This window comes from Pantoea sp. OVA07A, assembly GCF_019969975.1.
Taxonomy (GTDB): Bacteria; Pseudomonadota; Gammaproteobacteria; order Enterobacterales; family Enterobacteriaceae; genus Pantoea; species Pantoea agglomerans.
Genome location: NZ_JAHXYM010000001.1, coordinates 567,905 through 582,475 on the forward strand (window position 1 = coordinate 567,905; position 14,571 = coordinate 582,475).

General features: G+C 51.9%; 19 protein-coding genes and 1 pseudogene. 11 read left to right on the forward strand and 9 right to left on the reverse strand.

Annotated elements, in window-relative coordinates; all coding sequences use genetic code 11:
- Nucleotides 1-52: 52 nt before the first annotated feature.
- Nucleotides 53-342: pseudogene (locus tag LC417_RS02610) on the forward strand (Arm DNA-binding domain-containing protein); the annotation flags it as partial.
- A 68-nt stretch (nucleotides 343-410) separates the two neighbouring features.
- Here LC417_RS02610 and LC417_RS02615 read toward each other — a convergent pair.
- The gene (locus tag LC417_RS02615) at nucleotides 411-614 is read right to left on the reverse strand and encodes a hypothetical protein (RefSeq protein WP_182504698.1); all 204 of its coding nucleotides are present in this window, start codon (nucleotides 612-614) and stop codon (nucleotides 411-413) included.
- Nucleotides 615-770: 156 nt separating this feature from the next.
- On the opposite strand from LC417_RS02615, the gene LC417_RS22395 reads away from it, so the two are divergent.
- Both LC417_RS22395 and LC417_RS02620 read left to right on the forward strand, forming a co-directional pair.
- Nucleotides 771-893: a hypothetical protein gene (locus tag LC417_RS22395; protein ID WP_255601824.1), complete on the forward strand. Its 123-nt coding sequence runs from the start codon at nucleotides 771-773 to the stop codon at nucleotides 891-893.
- A gap of 304 nt (nucleotides 894-1,197) precedes the next feature.
- A complete protein-coding gene (locus LC417_RS02620; protein ID WP_022625589.1) occupies nucleotides 1,198-1,539 on the forward strand; it encodes a helix-turn-helix domain-containing protein in 342 nt (113 codons plus the stop codon).
- A gap of 271 nt (nucleotides 1,540-1,810) precedes the next feature.
- Here LC417_RS02620 and LC417_RS02625 read toward each other — a convergent pair whose 3' ends face one another.
- The 4 genes from LC417_RS02625 to sapA form a co-directional block, all read right to left on the reverse strand.
- Nucleotides 1,811-2,701: a GNAT family N-acetyltransferase gene (locus LC417_RS02625; protein WP_223565414.1), complete on the reverse strand. Its 891-nt coding sequence runs from the start codon at nucleotides 2,699-2,701 to the stop codon at nucleotides 1,811-1,813.
- Between the two features lie 295 nt (nucleotides 2,702-2,996).
- Complete coding sequence (locus tag LC417_RS02630) at nucleotides 2,997-3,203, reverse strand: hypothetical protein (protein WP_010244571.1); 207 nt, start codon at nucleotides 3,201-3,203, stop codon at nucleotides 2,997-2,999.
- 154 nt (nucleotides 3,204-3,357) lie between these two features.
- Nucleotides 3,358-4,323 carry a putrescine export ABC transporter permease SapB gene (gene sapB / locus LC417_RS02635; RefSeq protein WP_010244573.1) on the reverse strand — a complete coding sequence of 322 codons (966 nt, stop codon included), beginning with the start codon at nucleotides 4,321-4,323 and terminating at the stop codon, nucleotides 3,358-3,360.
- Nucleotides 4,324-5,946: an ABC transporter substrate-binding protein SapA gene (sapA, locus tag LC417_RS02640; RefSeq protein ID WP_031292936.1), complete on the reverse strand. Its 1,623-nt coding sequence runs from the start codon at nucleotides 5,944-5,946 to the stop codon at nucleotides 4,324-4,326.
- Between the two features lie 171 nt (nucleotides 5,947-6,117).
- On the opposite strand from sapA, the gene LC417_RS02645 reads away from it, so the two are divergent.
- Nucleotides 6,118-6,285 carry a hypothetical protein gene (locus LC417_RS02645; protein WP_223565415.1) on the forward strand — a complete coding sequence of 56 codons (168 nt, stop codon included), beginning with the start codon at nucleotides 6,118-6,120 and terminating at the stop codon, nucleotides 6,283-6,285.
- Here LC417_RS02645 and LC417_RS02650 read toward each other — a convergent pair.
- Genes LC417_RS02650 through LC417_RS02660 form a run of 3 tightly spaced genes read right to left on the reverse strand, consistent with a single transcriptional unit; the run spans nucleotide 6,282 to nucleotide 7,593 of the window.
- Nucleotides 6,282-6,710 (reverse strand): hypothetical protein, encoded by a 429-nt coding sequence (locus LC417_RS02650; protein WP_223565416.1) that lies wholly within the window; start codon nucleotides 6,708-6,710, stop codon nucleotides 6,282-6,284. The two genes, LC417_RS02645 and LC417_RS02650, sit on opposite strands and share 4 nt — an antisense overlap.
- Nucleotides 6,688-7,104 carry a polymorphic toxin type 44 domain-containing protein gene (locus LC417_RS02655; protein WP_072101287.1) on the reverse strand — a complete coding sequence of 139 codons (417 nt, stop codon included), beginning with the start codon at nucleotides 7,102-7,104 and terminating at the stop codon, nucleotides 6,688-6,690. The genes LC417_RS02650 and LC417_RS02655 overlap by 23 nt, the downstream gene beginning before the upstream one ends.
- Nucleotides 7,105-7,107: 3 nt before the next feature.
- Nucleotides 7,108-7,593, reverse strand: a complete 486-nt coding sequence (locus LC417_RS02660) for an Hcp family type VI secretion system effector (RefSeq protein ID WP_033757795.1) — start codon at nucleotides 7,591-7,593, stop codon at nucleotides 7,108-7,110.
- Nucleotides 7,594-8,016: 423 nt separating this feature from the next.
- Between LC417_RS02660 and LC417_RS02665 the strand changes: the two genes are divergently transcribed.
- A complete protein-coding gene (locus LC417_RS02665; RefSeq protein WP_223565417.1) occupies nucleotides 8,017-9,252 on the forward strand; it encodes an MFS transporter in 1,236 nt (411 codons plus the stop codon).
- Nucleotides 9,253-9,344: 92 nt separating this feature from the next.
- On the opposite strand, the gene pspF is transcribed toward LC417_RS02665, so the two are convergent.
- On the reverse strand, nucleotides 9,345-10,346 hold the full coding sequence (gene pspF / locus LC417_RS02670; protein WP_010244584.1) for a phage shock protein operon transcriptional activator: 1,002 nt from the start codon (nucleotides 10,344-10,346) through the stop codon (nucleotides 9,345-9,347).
- A gap of 164 nt (nucleotides 10,347-10,510) precedes the next feature.
- Between pspF and pspA the strand changes: the two genes are divergently transcribed.
- The 6 genes from pspA (at nucleotide 10,511) to LC417_RS02700 (ending at nucleotide 14,532) form a co-directional block, all read left to right on the forward strand.
- Entirely contained in the window at nucleotides 10,511-11,176 is a 666-nt protein-coding gene (gene pspA / locus LC417_RS02675) for a phage shock protein PspA (protein ID WP_052271819.1), read from the forward strand.
- A gap of 35 nt (nucleotides 11,177-11,211) precedes the next feature.
- Nucleotides 11,212-11,439 (forward strand): envelope stress response membrane protein PspB, encoded by a 228-nt coding sequence (gene pspB, locus LC417_RS02680; RefSeq protein ID WP_010670226.1) that lies wholly within the window; start codon nucleotides 11,212-11,214, stop codon nucleotides 11,437-11,439.
- Nucleotides 11,436-11,786 carry an envelope stress response membrane protein PspC gene (pspC, locus tag LC417_RS02685; protein WP_061703921.1) on the forward strand — a complete coding sequence of 117 codons (351 nt, stop codon included), beginning with the start codon at nucleotides 11,436-11,438 and terminating at the stop codon, nucleotides 11,784-11,786. The genes pspB and pspC overlap by 4 nt, the downstream gene beginning before the upstream one ends.
- Nucleotides 11,787-11,847: 61 nt before the next feature.
- Nucleotides 11,848-12,096, forward strand: a complete 249-nt coding sequence (gene pspD, locus LC417_RS02690) for a phage shock protein PspD (RefSeq protein WP_010670225.1) — start codon at nucleotides 11,848-11,850, stop codon at nucleotides 12,094-12,096.
- On the forward strand, nucleotides 12,077-13,474 hold the full coding sequence (locus tag LC417_RS02695; RefSeq protein WP_010244602.1) for a YcjX family protein: 1,398 nt from the start codon (nucleotides 12,077-12,079) through the stop codon (nucleotides 13,472-13,474). Before pspD ends, LC417_RS02695 begins: the two co-directional genes overlap by 20 nt.
- Complete coding sequence (locus LC417_RS02700) at nucleotides 13,471-14,532, forward strand: YcjF family protein (RefSeq protein ID WP_010670224.1); 1,062 nt, start codon at nucleotides 13,471-13,473, stop codon at nucleotides 14,530-14,532. The genes LC417_RS02695 and LC417_RS02700 overlap by 4 nt, the downstream gene beginning before the upstream one ends.
- Nucleotides 14,533-14,571 lie beyond the last annotated feature (39 nt).

A 14,571-nucleotide genomic window follows, 5' to 3' on the forward strand; every position in this document is an offset into this window, starting at 1 on the left:
TAATTTATGTGTTTTGTGTACGCCTCTGCGTAGACGTAAAGAAGCAAAGAAGATGTACACATTGCAGACAGACACTAAGCTCAGGAAAGCGCTGGGTAAGCGCCGCGACAAAGCAGAGGTTATCTTCAACTCGTCCGGACTGAATGTCAGGCTCTCCATTCGAGGCGGCGTGACATTTTTCTACCGTTATCGCTGGGAGGGTTAACCCGTCAGCTGTCTACAGGGGATTATCCGTCGATATCCCTGTTACAGGCAAGGAAACGGCGTCAGCAATTTCGGCTCTGGATTGCAAAGGGTTATGATCCGCGTCGGCATATCATCCTGAACAGCCTGAAAAAAGTTATATTCACCTCCGGATAACAGGCAATAAAAACCGCCCTGTTGGGCGGCGGATTAGATCTTAGCGGAGGCTACGCTGGCCGGACCCTGGCCTTTGTCGGGTGTCCGTCAGGCCCATCGTCATGGGTGTGGTCAGGATCCGGCTCAATGATCACGATATAATCTTTACCTATCCCATCGCGCGTTAACGTTACTAAATCTCCGGCCACAGGTTTGGTGTCAAACTCATGTTCCTCTTCAACGCCGGTATCTTCAAAAATTACAGAGAATTTCATTTTTCGTCCTCTTTCTGATAAACCGCGTCGTTACCGCGAGGTTTGTTGCTGACGCTTACATAAAGAATTTTAGCCTATCCTGAAAATATCAGGCATCTCAGTGGATTACTTCATGCCGATATTATGCGCGATTACCGGCTGGCTTCAGGTGTCCCGGTGTTCAGACCGCTCTGGACGCATACCCGCCTGGCGGTTTCAGGTGCAGATGCTATGCGCGAATGGCTCACTACTGAAACCCTGCCGGAACCCGCACAGGAAATCGTTCATGATGCTGCATGAGTAATACACCGTAAATCTTCCACGGAAGACGGATAATCCAACACCTAAGACGTTCGCCTCAACAGAGATCACTTTTTGTGCAACATTGACAGATTCTTCATCATTTCCAGATTGTTCATTGATGACTTTAGGGGATAGTCGCGTCCTGAGAGTGAACTCTTTACTAAAGGAGATAAATCGGTGGCGAGAATAAAATGAAAGGAGCTTAGACAAGGGAATTGCAAACGATCAATATAGAATTAAATTTTGTGTGACAATGGATTTGAATTAAAAGAGACCGCAAAAAACGCAACAGGGGGATGGCATGACAGATAAAAACTTCTTTAATGCATTAACAGAATGGATTGATGATCATGCGGATGAAAAAATAAGCCTGGATAAAGTGGCTAAAAAAAGTGGATATTCAAAATGGCACCTTAACAGAATGTTCACAAAGCATTGCGGAGTCAGCCTCGGGAAATATATTAATAACACCAGAATGCAGGCGGCCTCGCTGAGTTTAAGGTTTACTGAAGCCACTATTGCAGAGGTAGCTGATCAGTTCAACTACGACTCACAGCAAACGTTCACGCGCGCCTTCTCGCGACATTTTGGTATGCCTCCTGGCATCTGGCGAGTCACTGATGCTGCAAAAAAAATCAGATAAGAACTCTCTCTGCTTCCCTAGGGATGACGCCATTTTCAGGCAGCGGTTGAGAGCTTACATAATGCCGTAGGTTTACCTGATTGCATCCGCAGCAAATTATTATCTACAGGACGGCGGGGAAGGACCGCGATGCATAAAAATTAAAACCGGCCCTGAGATTAAACGTTTTTTTTAACACCCTTCATTGATGCCTGGCATTTCAGGATTCGGCGGTTTTGTGCTTATTTCCAGCCGCTCCGATGCAGAAAATAAGCCAGCCTCTCCTGAAAGATTAAAAAATTATTTTCCTCGTGGAGTGCGCATCCGCCCAGCGAAGCTTATACGTCCATTCTTTATCAAGTGAGCCGATTGAAAGCCTCATCTCTTTTCCCGTCTGTTTACAGAAGTCCCTTGCCGCACCAATGTTTTTCCACATAAGTAAACTACCCGGGCTAAGGTCCGAATATTTCATGTTAACGCCGCCGTTTGGCACATCAAAATAGATAATGTGTTCACTCTCAGCCATGAAGAGCAGATCCATCGCGCACGGCTCGTTTCCTACAAAAAGAATATAGCCGAAGAGCATCCTTTTCATGGCAACGATAAGCGTGATCAGGTTCTCCCTGGAATAACAGGTTACGCTGTCAGAAAAACGGGATTTAAAAAGGAAGATGTAATAGTCTGCCAGCTCTTCAGGGCTGAATTGATTCATATCATAGCAGCGGCCACCCGCACGTATGAACCGGTTGTATTCGTTGCGGCGATTCTTTTCTGTTTTAACTGAATAGCTCTCTTTTACAAAGCACACTTTATTTTTTCGGGCAAAAGAAAAGTTAAAATTTATGAAGTTGTGCTTGTTGAAATGTGACATTTTATTTGTTCTTTCAGGGAAACACATAGAAGCATTTTTAGCCGCTGGCACCATGATCTCATCATAAGATAGCGGGAATTTTTTCCATTGATCGACACCTATCCGTGAGTGATCCAGCAGGGCATATGCGGCAATATAGCCACCTTGCTTTACTTTATGAAAATACGTTGCCTCATGACCTGTGCGAGATGAGAAAAACCTGATCACGTCAGGATGCATATTAACACTCCCGCCAAAACGGTTAAAACAGTGCTCATAAATGCCAGCGTCGGATTTTTCCCAGCCGTAAAGCATTCTTTTGAAGTGGCTCATATAGGATGTTAAACCTGATAGTCGCTCTGATAAATCGAGTTAAAAAGATGGCTCCTGAATGTCAGCCACCCTATGCTATCTTTTCCTGTCACTAATTCCGGACAGATGGTCTCTGCTGTGACATTTTAATCAGGGCATTATGTATTTTTTTTATCAACGTAAAGGCAAGGAAATATCAAGAATCTATCAAGCGATGTCGTTTTATTGCTTTATATTTGTGAGGGCTGCCTGACATTTATATCAAGTTTATCTGAGTCACCCGCGTAATAGCCTGACCGGGTGACTTCATTCTCTTTCAAACAATCCGCTGGCTCTGCTCCCGGCGATGCTTGTGATAATCCTCATCACACTCGCTTGAACAGAAAGCAGTTTCAGCCACTACGGGCTCATCTTTGCACCAGATGCATAAGCCGTTTGGGCTTTTAAGTTTGGCCTTACGAGCTGCCAGAGAGGCAGCGAGATGCGCTTCTTCACGCTCCTGTGCCAGATCAACTTCATCCATAAATGTTCATCTCCTCATTAATTATTACGCTTCGAACTTAAATCGGTTTCTGCAGGAACAATATTCGTGTACATCAATGCCTGCTTGCAGCACGACTTCTGAACGACAAAATTCATATGTTTTTATTCTATGTTTTGCCTTAGCGCCCTGAGCGTTAGCGGAGGGCATACCATTCCTTATGTTTCAGCGGATTCATGGCCGCACCAATCACGTCAGAAATCACATTGACCAGAATCACCAGCCCGCCAATCACCATCACGCCAGCGGAGATCGCCGCGTAATCCTGCTGTCGAATCGCGTTTATCAACCAGCGGCCCAGACCCGGCCAGTTAAAGACCATCTCGGTGATCATCGCCAGCGTCAGCATGGTGGAAAATTGCAGACCCAGACGCGGGATCACCGGCGGCAGCGCATTATGCAGCACGTGGCGGCGGATCACGGTAAACGGCGAAAGACCCCGCGTGGCCGCCGCTTTGACATAATTTTTGTCCATCACGTCGCTGGTGCTGTTGCGCAGCAGGCGGATCACTTCCGTCGTCGGCGCCATCGCCAGCACCAGCACCGGTAAAATCAGGTGGTTCAGGACGCTGATTATCATCTCATGTCGCCAGGGCGAAGGACTCATCCAGGCATCAATCAGCGCAAAGCCAGTGACACTCTGCACCGGATAGAGCAGGTCGTGACGACCGGACACCGGCAGCCAGCCCAGCGTCAGCGAGAAGAACAGCGTCAGCAGTAGCGCCAGCCAGAAAATTGGCGCAGAGAAGCCAATCAGCGCCAGCGCACTGATGGTTTTGTCCTGCCATTTATTGCGCATCACGCCGGCACAGATCCCCAGCGGGATCCCGACCAGCAGCGCGAACAGAAACGCCAGGATGCACAACTCCATGGTGGCCGGGAAAACTTCACGCAATTGCAGGCCAATCTCCTGACCGTTGGTGCTGGAGACGCCGAAATCAAACTGCAGCATCCCTTTAAACCAGAACCACCAGGCGTCCGAGAGCGCCGCGCCTTCCAGCGGGGCGTCAGGCGTAAAGTAGCTCAGACTGAAGCTCACCAGCGACAGCAGAAACAGGGTAATGATCAGTAGCAGCAGGCGCCGCAAAATATAGATAATCACTTACTTTTCCTTATCGCTTTCACGATAAACCCCGGCAAACGAGGCGTTGCCAAACGGACTCAGGACCAGCCCTTTAATATCATGACGAAACGCCTGCAGTCGCAGAGAGGATGCCAGCGGCAGCACCGGCAACTCCTGCGCCAGAATCTGCTGCGCTTTGTCATAACTGTCGATGCGGCCAGAGAGTTGTTGTGATAACAGCGCATTCTGCAGCGTTTCGTCAAAGGCCGGCGAGCACCAGTGCGCGTAATTGGTCTGCGAGCGAATCGCCGCACAACTGAGCAGCGGCCGGAAGAAACTGTCTGGATCGTTACTGTCGGTGGCCCAGCCTGACAGTGTCAGATCATGATTCATCGCCATCAGCTGCGCCTCCTGAAAACGGCCCTCAACCGGCACAATGGTCAGCCGGACGCCGACCTGCGCCAGATCCGCCTGCAACAGTTCGGCGGTTTTCAGCGGGCTGGGATTCCACGACTGCGACGCGGCAGGCACCACCAGCCGCAGATGCAGATCGCTGATGCCCAGAGCCGCCAGTGCGGCACGGGACTTCTCCGGATCATAGCTGGTGATGCGCGCATCATTATCATATGCCCATGAGGCGCGAGGTAATATCGAGGCGGCGGTTTCGGCGGTGCCGTAATAGATTGACTCCATCAACCGCTCATTGTTGATCGCCAGCGCCAGCGCGTGACGCACCTCAGGGCGGTCGAGCGGCGGCTTACGGGTATTAAAGGCCAGATAGGCGATGTTCATGCCGGGACGCAGCGTCATCCGCAGGCGCGGGTCATCGCGCAGGATGGTGAGCTGGCTGGCCGCGGGATAGGCAAGCACGTCACATTCACCGGTCAGAAGCTTGGAAAGCCGCCCGGTGCCGCCCGAGCCGAGATCGATCACCGCCTGTTGCAGACGCGGCACCCCTTTCCAGTAGTGAGGATTGCGCGCCAGGCGGATGTACTGACCGGTACGGTATTCACTGAGCTGATAAGGACCGGTGCCAACCGGTTGTCTGTCCATCTCTTCCTGCCGGCCCTGCGCGGTGAGCTGGTCGGCATACTCTTTCGACAGCACTGGCGCATAGTGGGTCGCCATGTGCCACAGGAACGACGCATCCGGGCTGTTTAACCTGAACTCAACCGTTCTGTTATCGATTTTCTTCACGCTCTGCACGGAGTCTGAAAATTGCAGACTGTCAAAGTAGGGATAGTTGCCGCCATTGACGTTGTGCCAGGGGTGATTGCGGTCAAACATCCGGGCGAAGCTGAACACGACATCGTCGGCGTTCAGCGCCCGGGTGGGGCGGAACTGATTCGTCTGCTGAAACTGCACGCCGCTGCGCAGATGAAAGCGATAGGTTGCGCCGTTATCGCGCACTTCCCAGCTGGACGCCAGATCGGGCTTGAGACGATAGGTGTAAGGATCGACATCCAGCAGGCGGTCATAGAGTTGTGCCGCCAGCGTATCGACAGTCAGCCCGCTGCTGGCCATCTGCGGATTAAAGGTGTTCAGCGTGCCGCTGACGCAATAGACGAAGCCGGTCTGGCGGATATCACCCGCAGGCGCTGACCACGCAGGGGCACTCAACACGCTGAGACTCAGCAACAGCGAACATATTAGTTTTGACATAGAACTCAACGATTTTGAGGCATTAAACAGAGTGTATCGCAAAGCGGGCATTGTCCCAAAACCTGCAACCGCTGCCAGACTGATTTTCATCATCGCGGCGGTAAAAAGAGCGCACAGAAGGTTTAGTAATGAGAAAAATTCTCAATAACTTGTTTACAGATGATAATAAGAATGATTATTATTCATCTGCGCTTCGACGGTGGCTCTGCCGTAGAAGAGCACGACATTGCTCACATTGCTTCCAGTATCGTTGCCCGCCTGTTGGCGGGCTTTTTTTTGGCTTATGCAGAGTGGCATGCCAGCCTGGACGGGGAAGGGATTGCAAGCAAAGGGGATTAAAGTGGTGAAGCGGTGAGGAAGACCGGGACGGAATAGGGCTCCTCGTTGATGCGAATACCAGGCAAATTGTGGAAAGCGAAAATCTCGCCGTTTATCGTCAAATATACCGCTTTATCAAGAACCCGAGGAAAGACGTCACCATCTGAGGTGATCAGGAAAGGCTTTAGGTCGTCGTTCAGACTTTCTTTAAAAGAGTCATCGCTTCGGGATGCATCATAAAGATAAAAACGGTATGAGAAGGCAGTTGTGGCACCCGCACTGGCTTCGGTGATGTAAAGGTTAATCCGGCTGCTGACGTTAACTTTCCTGATGATCGACTGTTCAAGCGGTGATAACTGCGAAAGTCGCCAGCCTGCAAAGACAATAGTCATCAGCATCAGCATCAGAACCAGCGTGCGCTTTTTAAAAACCGGAACGTTTTGCATAATCTATCCCGGCTCTTATCCAGTATTGATCGTCAGGGTCATCTCCAAAAGGCGCTGCGCCATACCAGACATCAAATTCCTCTCTGCGGGTTCCGGCCCGGTTTTGCGCCCAACCGGCTGCGCGAAGAAGAACAGCGTCTTTTATTCCAGCGGCATGCCCCACAGCACCATAATGAAAATTACCAAAATGTTCATATTGGCTCCCATGTTGAAATTTATAATCCCATGGGCCATGTCCTTTAACCTGGTTATAAAACCAGACATATGTCAGGGCTGAGGGTCCCCTGTGAAAACGTGCAACCATCATATTGTTTATCAACGAAACTCCAGCTGGAGTAAATGATAGAATATCATAAGGAGGAGAGGGAGATGCCGCTAAGGCAGGATATCTCATGATTTATGCCTTTTCATTCCAGCTATCTGAAAAAATGATGTTACCATCACAATGCTTCCAGGTTATTTTCTCGTAAGCAAACTCAACGCATTCAAGATGATTATGTTTTTCTTTTTCAGGGTCTTTAGTGTCATGCATAATAGGCGAAATACCGACAATTCTGACATTTTCAAGTAGTATGTTGAAGTATTCTTCTTCCTGACCTGCGTAGTTGATATTGTACCATCTGAACTCGGCTGACCTTAATGTTTGTCCAGTTGCCACTGCCTTATAAAGGTAGGGCGAAGATGAATCGAATTCTTTTTGAACGATGATGGGTGCATGTTTTCTTGTCCCTGTGGGCTTGCCTGTCATAGAATCAGTCGGCAGTCTTAAGTTATGAGAAAAACCCGTAACTTCAATGCTTCCCTCTCGGTCTTTAACATCTACTGAACCATTGATGCTCGCACCACCATCATCTTTCAGCCAAAGATATGCTGGAATAGCCATATTAAAAATCCTTTAATGGGTTAAGTTATATTCCTTTTGGAGGATAGTTAATGCTGGCTTTGCATAAACCTCAAGTGCATATTAAAAAAATCGAAGGCATAATGATAAAGATCAATATTTAATAATTTCATATGTAATGGCTGGGATCTTTCCACACCATGGTTATGTAGTGCGAAATGGATTGTTCAATTAATTGCTGTAAATCTGATTAAAAAGCCAATTCAACTATTAACGGGTATTGGTATCATTAGTTTAGTTAAGATTCAAACCAGAAGAGTAAATCATGTAATCCCTTGAGTTATAGATTGTGTTTATATCCGCATGCATTCGATGTATCTGATGCTGGAAAGTGTAATATCGCGCTTAACTTTTACAAAAACGCAGGTACTATAAGCTCATCTTCTGGTCACCCACTTCCTGGCAATGAATAAATTCCAAAAAAACGTTCAGGCTTTTCAGCATACATCCTTTCGCTATCTCTTTTTTGGACGCCTGTTCACCGTGCTGGGCAATGGGATTGCACCCATTGCGCTGGCTTTTGCGGTACTGGATATTGGCGGGTCTGCTTCTGATTTAGGGATAGTGATTGCGTCCCGTTCACTGTGTAACGTGCTTTTCCTGCTGGTGGGCGGTGTTGTCGCCGATCGCTACTCACGCAGTAGGGTATTAGTTTCATCAGCAGTAGTTGCCGCTGTTTCTCAGGCTATCGTCGCCTGGTCTGTACTCGATGGCTCAGCAACTGTCATTAGCCTGACTTTGCTGGGTGCCCTGAATGGTGCGGCGGCAGGCATCGCACTGCCTGCATCGTCTGCGCTGGTTCCGCAGGTAGTTCCTGCAACGGATTTGCGTCAGGCTAACGCGTTAATTCAGCTGGGTATTTATGGCGGTACAGTAATGGGGGCATCGCTGGGGGGAATTATCACCAGCGCTGTCGGGCCGGGCTGGGGGCTGGCAATTGATGCGCTGGGTTTTGCTGTTTCCGCGCCGCTCTATTTCCTGATCCGTGTGAAATCGAATAAAGCCGCGGCTTCGCAAGGCAATATCCTGCGCGATATCAAAGAAGGCTGGGCAGAGTTCGCCGGACGAAGCTGGATTTGGTCGATAGTCCTTCAGTTCGCCATTATCAACGTCGCGTTCAATGGAATTGTAGAGGTATTTGGCCCGATGATTGCCGACGCCTCTTTCGGGCGGGCGCGATGGGGAATTATTGTGGCTGCTCATAGCGTAGGTTTAATTGCAGGTTCATTTCTGGCCATGAAATGGCATCCACGTCGTGACCTTCTGATTGGCGCGATGCTGGCAGGTCTTTGCGCACTTCCAATATTTATGTTGAGCCAGGATGCGTCAGCAGCACTGCTGATAGTAGGGTTCTTCATTGCTGGCATGTCATTGGGCCTGTTCGGCGTAACCTGGGCGCACTCATTACAGACTCATATCCCACCGGATAAGCTGGCTCGCGTGTACGCTTATGATGCAATGGGTTCCTTTATCGCCATTCCCTTTGGACAACTGGTCGCGGGGCCGCTGGCAACACACTTTGGTATGAGTGCTGTATTGCTGATGTCAGCGCTGGCCGTGGTGATGGCTACCGCTGGCGTCGGTCTGGTTCCTGCCATCAGGCAACCTGAAAAAATGGGGACTAAGTCGCACAACACATAATGGATAGGTGGCTCAACGTGAAAAAAAGCCCGGTTTATACCGGGTTGTTAATTCACAAAGCAGAGAAAAATCATAGGTTGGGGCGGCGTTAATTAACTCTCTGCTTTTATATCGTGCTTCTTCATCATTGCGCGCAACTGATGATAGGTGACGCCTAATAAGCCAGCCGCACGGCGTTGGTTATAACGTGCCTGTTGCAGGCTGGCTTCCACCAGATCCCGCTCCTGCTGATTCTGCCATTGACGCAGATCCAGCGGCAGGGCAGGCAGCGCGCTGCTATCCGCCTCCTGACTGGTCCGGATGACAGCAATCGGTTCAGGGCGTGAAGCAAACGGGTTGATAATCACATTATCCAGCGGCTGCTCGCTGCTGTTATGACGATAGACGGAGCGCTCCACCACGTTTTTAAGTTCGCGAACGTTGCCGGGCCAGTGGTAATCAAGCAGAGCCTGCTGTGCCCGTGCGGTAAAGCCGGGAAAAAGTAACAGGCCGAGCTCGCGACACATCTGGATAGCGAAATGGTCGGCCATCACCAGTATATCGCTGCGTCGTTCGCGCAGTGGCGGTAACTGCACCACATCAAAGGCCAGACGATCCAGCAAATCGGCGCGGAATTTTCCCGCCGCCGCCAGCGCGGGCAGGTCTTCGTTGGTCGCACAGACCAGTCGCACATTTACCTGCAGGGAGTGATTGCCGCCGACCCGCTCCAGCTGTCCATATTCAATTACCCTGAGCAGCTTTTCCTGAACCAGCATTGGTGCCGTTGCCAGCTCATCGAGAAACAGCGTGCCGCCGTCAGCACGTTCAAAACGGCCAAGATGGCGCTTCTGCGCGCCAGTAAAGGCGCCAGCCTCATGACCAAACAGTTCAGAATCGAGCAGATTTTCATTCAGCGCGGCACAGTTCAGCGAGATAAACGGCCCCTGCCAGCGGTCAGAGAGATAGTGCAGTCGGCTGGCGATCAGCTCTTTGCCCGTTCCACGCTCGCCAATCACCAGTACCGGTTTCTCAAGGGGAGCCAGTTTGGAAACCTGCTCCAGCACCTCAAGAAAATTGTTCGACTCCCCCAGGAGATTATCGCTAGTGCCTGTCATGATGAATTTCGCCACCCCTTAATCATTTTGACTATCTTAAAACAAGCGGGAAGGGCTGTAAAATTTAAAATATTATAAAAATCAATAAATTATAAAATTGGCACGCATTTTGTATAAACTCAGCAGGGCTTCACGTTTTAAAACATTAAAAGAGGAACATCATTATGGGTATTTTTTCTCGTTTCGCCGACATCGTTAATGCCAACATTAATTCCCTGCTGGAGCGTGCGGAAGATCCGCAGAAACTGGTCCGGCTGATGATTCAGGAAATGGAAGACACCTTAGTTGAAGTACGCTCCACCTCTGCACGAGCACTGGCTGAAAAGAAACAGTTGTCACGCCGTATTGAGCAGGCGGAGATTCAGCAGGCTGAGTGGCAGGAAAAAGCGGAGCTGGCGCTGCGCAAAGATAAAGATGATCTGGCCCGTTCGGCGCTGATTGAAAAACAGAAACTGACCGATCTTATCGCCTCCCTGAAACAGGAAGTGGGTCATGTTGAAGAGACGCTGGAGCGCATGAAAGGCGAAATCAGCGAGCTGGAGAAAAAACTGAGTGAGACACGTGCCCGCCAGCAGGCGTTGACGCTGCGTCATCAGGCGGCCTCTTCATCACGCGATGTTCGTCGTCAGCTGGACAGCGGTAAGATCGATGAAGCAATGGCCCGGTTTGAATCTTTTGAACGTCGCATCGACCATATGGAAGCGGAAGCAGAAAGCCACGGTTTTGGTAAACCAAAGACGCTGAACCAGGAGTTTACTGACCTGAAAGCGGACGATGAAATCAGCGAGCAGCTTAATGCGCTGAAAGCCAAAATGAACCGCAGTGAGTAATCATCGACGTTGCGATAAGTGATTAAGGAGAGTCAATGAGCGCACTTTTTTTCGCCATACCGTTAACGATCTTCGTGTTGTTTGTCGCACCGATCTGGTTATGGCTGCATTACAACAACAAACGCAACGGCGGTTCGGAACTGTCGCAAAACGAAATCCAGCGCCTGCAGCGCGTGACCCAGGACGCGCAGCGGATGCGCGAACGTATTGACGCGCTGGAAGCGATTCTGGACGCCGAACATCCAAACTGGAGGCAGCCATGATTAAAGGACGCAAGTTGTGGCGCAAGCCAGATGAAGGGAAATTCATGGGTGTCTGCGCAGGCCTGGCAGAGTATCTCGATATTCCGGTTCGTCTGCTGCGTGTCATCGTGGTGTTATCACTGTTCTTTGGCCTGTTTCTCTTTACGGTGATCGCCTACTTTGTGCTGGGTTTTGTGCTGGATGTGAAACCCGCCTCTGCCTTCCAGACTGAGCGCCAGCCCAGCGCCAGTGAACTGCTGGATCAGCTGGAGAGCACCCTGCAACGGGATGAGCGCAGCGTGCGCGACCTGGAACGCTATGTGACGTCTGAAACCTTCAGCGTGCGCAGCCGCTTCCGCCAGATTTGATTCTGCTACTGTTATTGCCGGGCCTGTCTCAGGCCCGTTCGCTTACTCAATGGAGGTGTTGATGTCTTTTTCGCGATCCACTGCTTTTCGTCACCGCGCGGCACCTGCATTGAAGTCGGCCGCTAAATTCATCATTATTAATGCTGTTACCTACGGTCCCGCCGGTGTCACTGGCTGGGCAGTGAAATCGGTAGCGCGACGCCCGTTACGTCTGCTGCTGGCTGTGGCGCTTGAGCCATTGCTGAAACGCGTGATGAACCGGGTGGCATCGCGCTTCATCAGGGAGAAAGATGAAAAGACTGCAAACTGAATTGATGGCGTTGATGAACCGTGGCGTTGATCGCCACCTGCGGCTGGCGGTAACCGGATTAAGCCGCAGCGGCAAAACCGCCTTCATCACCTCACTGGTTAATCAGCTTTTAACCGTTCACAGCGGCGCGCGTTTGCCGCTGTTTTCCGTGGTGCGGGATGAGCGCCTGTTAGGCGTAAAGCGGGTGCCCCAGCGTGACATGGGCACGGCCCGTTTCACCTATGACGAAGGGCTGGCACAGCTCTACAGCACGCCGCCTGCCTGGCCCACACCCACACGCGGCGTCAGCGAAATGCGACTGGCGCTGCGTTATCGTCCCAATGATTCGCTGCTGCGTCATCTGAAAGAGACCGCGACACTCTATCTGGAGATTGTCGACTATCCCGGCGAATGGCTGCTGGATCTGCCGATGCTGGCGCAGGATTATCTCGCCTGGTCCCGGCAGATGAACGGTCTGCTGCAGGGCGATCGTGCTGAGTGGGCAAAGCCCTGGCGAACCCTCTGCGAAAAACTCGACCCGCTTGCACCCGCCGATGAAACCCAGCTGGCAGAGATTGCCGCTGCCTGGACCGACTATCTGCATCGCTGTAAATCTGAAGGCTTACACTTTATTCAGCCCGGTCGCTTCGTGCTGCCTGGCGATATGGCAGGCGCCCCCGCGCTGCAGTTCTTCCCCTGGCCGACGGCTGATGAAGCGCAACTCACTAAGCTGGCACAGGCGGACAAGGGCAGTAACTTCAGCATGCTGCAGCAGCGGTTTAACTACTACTGTCAGCATGTGGTGAAAGGTTTCTATAAAAATCACTTCCTGCGTTTTGACCGTCAGATTGTGCTGGTTGACTGCCTGCAACCGCTTAACAGCGGACCCCAGGCGTTTAACGACATGCGGCTGGCACTGACGCAGCTGATGCAGAGTTTTCATTACGGTCAGCGAACCCTGTTTCGTCGGCTCTTTTCACCGGTAATCGACAAATTGCTGTTTGCCGCCACCAAGGCCGATCACATCACCAGCGATCAGCACGGCAATATGGTGTCACTGTTGCAGCAGCTGGTGCAGGATGCCTGGCAGAACGCGGCGTTTGAGGGGATTAGCATGGATTGCATCGGGCTGGCGTCGGTGCAGGCGACGCAGAGCGGGCTGGTCGATCACCGGGGCGAGAAGATCCCGGCCCTGCGCGGAAACCGGCTGGATGATGGTGAGCCGCTCACCGTCTATCCGGGTGAAGTCCCGCCGCGTCTGCCTGGTAATGCCTTCTGGCAACAACAGGGTTTTCAGTTTGAACAGTTCCGGCCGCAGCAGCTTGACGTCGATCGCCCGCTGCCACATATCCGCATGGATGCCGCGCTGGAATTTTTATTGGGAGATAAATTGCGATGAGTGATCCGTTGAAGCCGCGTATCGATTTTGCCCGTCCGCTGGATGAGAGCAGCGCCACGCCGCTGCGCCCGGCACAGACTTTTGAAGCGGAAGCGCAGGCGGCGTTTCTGGCGGTGCAGGATGAAGAAGTCGCTGTCGAAGAGGAGGGCGCAGGTGAACGGGCGGTGGAGGCTGCGCTGAAACCTAAGCGCAGCCTGTGGCGCAAACTGGTGATCGCTGGCGCGCTGCTGTTTGGCGTCAGCGTGATTGCGCAGGGTGTCCAGTGGACACATGACGCCTGGCTGGCCCGCGACTGGTTTTCACTGGGCAGCGGCGTGGCGGGTGGTCTGATCGTCCTGGCGGGGGTGGGTGCGCTGACCACCGAGTGGCGTCGTCTCTATCAGCTGCGTCAGCGCGCCGAGGAGCGGGATGTGGGCCGTGAGCTGCTGCACAGTCATGGCATCGGCAAAGGCCGGGCCTTCTGCGAAAAACTGGCGCAGCAGGCAGAGCTGGATCAGGCGCATCCGGCCCTGCAGCGCTGGCATGCCTCGCTGCACGAAACCCACAATGACAGTGAAATTGTCCGCTTATATGCGCAACTGGTGCAGCCGGTGCTGGATCGGCAGGCGCGGCGCGAAATCAGCCGTCATGCTGCTGAAGCCACGCTGATGATTGCGGTCAGCCCGCTGGCGCTGGTGGATATGGCGTTTATCGCCTGGCGTAATCTGCGGCTGGTCAATCGCATCGCGGCTATTTACGGCATTGAGCTGGGCTACTTCAGCCGCATCCGGCTATTCCGTCTGGTGCTGCTCAACATGGCCTTTGCCGGGGCTTCCGAACTGGTGCGGGAAGTGGGTATGGACTGGATGTCGCAGGATATCGCCGCCCGGCTTTCCACGCGCGCCGCGCAGGGTATTGGCGCGGGTTTGCTGACTGCAAGACTGGGCATCAAAGCGATGGAGCTGTGCCGTCCACTGCCGTGGCTGGAGCAGGATAAACCACGGCTTGGCGATTTCCGTCGTGAGCTGCTGGGCCAGTTGAAAGAGGCGTTGCAGAAGGGCGGCAATAAGTCAGCCTGACGCTCTCGTGATAAATTAAAGGCGGCATTGCCGCCTTTA

What these genes read in the sequence shown, in the direction of transcription:
- LC417_RS02665 (WP_223565417.1), top strand. Translation starts at nt 8,017, where the DNA reads ATGAATAAATTCCAAAAAAACGTTCAGGCTTTTCAGCATACATCCTTT.
- LC417_RS02660 (WP_033757795.1), bottom strand. Translation starts at nt 7,593, where the DNA reads ATGGCTATTCCAGCATATCTTTGGCTGAAAGATGATGGTGGTGCGAGC.
- LC417_RS02615 (WP_182504698.1), bottom strand. Translation starts at nt 614, where the DNA reads ATGAAATTCTCTGTAATTTTTGAAGATACCGGCGTTGAAGAGGAACAT.
- sapA (WP_031292936.1), bottom strand. Translation starts at nt 5,946, where the DNA reads ATGTCAAAACTAATATGTTCGCTGTTGCTGAGTCTCAGCGTGTTGAGT.
- pspD (WP_010670225.1), top strand. Translation starts at nt 11,848, where the DNA reads ATGTCTTTTTCGCGATCCACTGCTTTTCGTCACCGCGCGGCACCTGCA.
- pspA (WP_052271819.1), top strand. Translation starts at nt 10,511, where the DNA reads ATGGGTATTTTTTCTCGTTTCGCCGACATCGTTAATGCCAACATTAAT.
- pspC (WP_061703921.1), top strand. Translation starts at nt 11,436, where the DNA reads ATGATTAAAGGACGCAAGTTGTGGCGCAAGCCAGATGAAGGGAAATTC.
- LC417_RS02645 (WP_223565415.1), top strand. Translation starts at nt 6,118, where the DNA reads ATGATTATTATTCATCTGCGCTTCGACGGTGGCTCTGCCGTAGAAGAG.
- LC417_RS02620 (WP_022625589.1), top strand. Translation starts at nt 1,198, where the DNA reads ATGACAGATAAAAACTTCTTTAATGCATTAACAGAATGGATTGATGAT.
- LC417_RS02650 (WP_223565416.1), bottom strand. Translation starts at nt 6,710, where the DNA reads ATGCAAAACGTTCCGGTTTTTAAAAAGCGCACGCTGGTTCTGATGCTG.
- pspF (WP_010244584.1), bottom strand. Translation starts at nt 10,346, where the DNA reads ATGACAGGCACTAGCGATAATCTCCTGGGGGAGTCGAACAATTTTCTT.
- LC417_RS02630 (WP_010244571.1), bottom strand. Translation starts at nt 3,203, where the DNA reads ATGGATGAAGTTGATCTGGCACAGGAGCGTGAAGAAGCGCATCTCGCT.
- LC417_RS02700 (WP_010670224.1), top strand. Translation starts at nt 13,471, where the DNA reads ATGAGTGATCCGTTGAAGCCGCGTATCGATTTTGCCCGTCCGCTGGAT.
- pspB (WP_010670226.1), top strand. Translation starts at nt 11,212, where the DNA reads ATGAGCGCACTTTTTTTCGCCATACCGTTAACGATCTTCGTGTTGTTT.
- LC417_RS02695 (WP_010244602.1), top strand. Translation starts at nt 12,077, where the DNA reads ATGAAAAGACTGCAAACTGAATTGATGGCGTTGATGAACCGTGGCGTT.
- LC417_RS02625 (WP_223565414.1), bottom strand. Translation starts at nt 2,701, where the DNA reads ATGAGCCACTTCAAAAGAATGCTTTACGGCTGGGAAAAATCCGACGCT.
- LC417_RS02655 (WP_072101287.1), bottom strand. Translation starts at nt 7,104, where the DNA reads ATGAGATATCCTGCCTTAGCGGCATCTCCCTCTCCTCCTTATGATATT.